At 38.7% G+C, this 701-nt stretch carries 1 protein-coding gene; it reads right to left on the bottom strand.

Going from position 1 to position 701, the window contains the following annotated elements; translation table 11 throughout:
* Positions 1 to 88: 88 nt before the first annotated feature.
* Positions 89 to 565: an alpha/beta fold hydrolase gene (locus tag LIZ98_RS17585; RefSeq protein WP_082025941.1), complete on the bottom strand. Its 477-nt coding sequence runs from the start codon at positions 563 to 565 to the stop codon at positions 89 to 91.
* Between the last annotated feature and the right edge of the window lie 136 nt (positions 566 to 701).

The raw sequence follows: 701 nt of genomic DNA, 5'->3' as shown, positions 1-701 counted from the left end.
TACATTCATGTCATTATTTATAGTATGAAAAAAAGCCTACATTCATGTCATTATTCATATTATTAAGAATGCTTAGTTTTTACCTTAGTTAAACCGGCAAGCTAATAGTATGTAATTGGTCCGTACAATTATATTGCAAACTATAAAGATAATACTGGCAAATATTTCGTGGATCCCCCTTAACGGCATCCCGAAACATATTAGTAAATGTTTTAAATGTATTTGAATTCCCCCATGATACGGCCAATCCTAGCAGATGTTTCGCTTTAGCTTTAGACAGCAGCCTAGCGATAGCAATCCTTTTTTCATTATAAAAATCACGAACCTCGGACATTCCACTAATAATCACCCCGCCTAGAGCCCGATCTTTATGAGACAGCAAAAATTCCAACACTACCGAACCACCCGTCGAATATCCGCAGATTACCGCCTTTTCAATACTAAGATGGTCCATGAGCTTCGCGATATCGTTGGCAATCATCCGATAGGTGATAGGCTCTTTTGAATAACCACTCCGTCCATGTCCTCTTAAATCAAAAGTAATTACCTTGTATTGTAATGACAAGCCTTCGAGTTGGTAGGTGAAATTGGCACTGGTTAGTAACGGGGGGTTAAGAAAAACCGGGCAAAGTACGCCCGGTCCTTTTCTCTTCGCTGATGTTTACAGATAATCCGTTAATTTATATTCCGTTCCATATATC

This window comes from Caldibacillus sp. 210928-DFI.2.18 (assembly GCF_020554505.1).
Taxonomy (GTDB): Bacteria; Bacillota; Bacilli; order Bacillales; family Caldibacillaceae; genus Caldifermentibacillus; species Caldifermentibacillus hisashii.
Note: the sequence above shows the minus strand (reverse complement) of the source record. Positions and strands in the feature narration are given on the sequence as shown.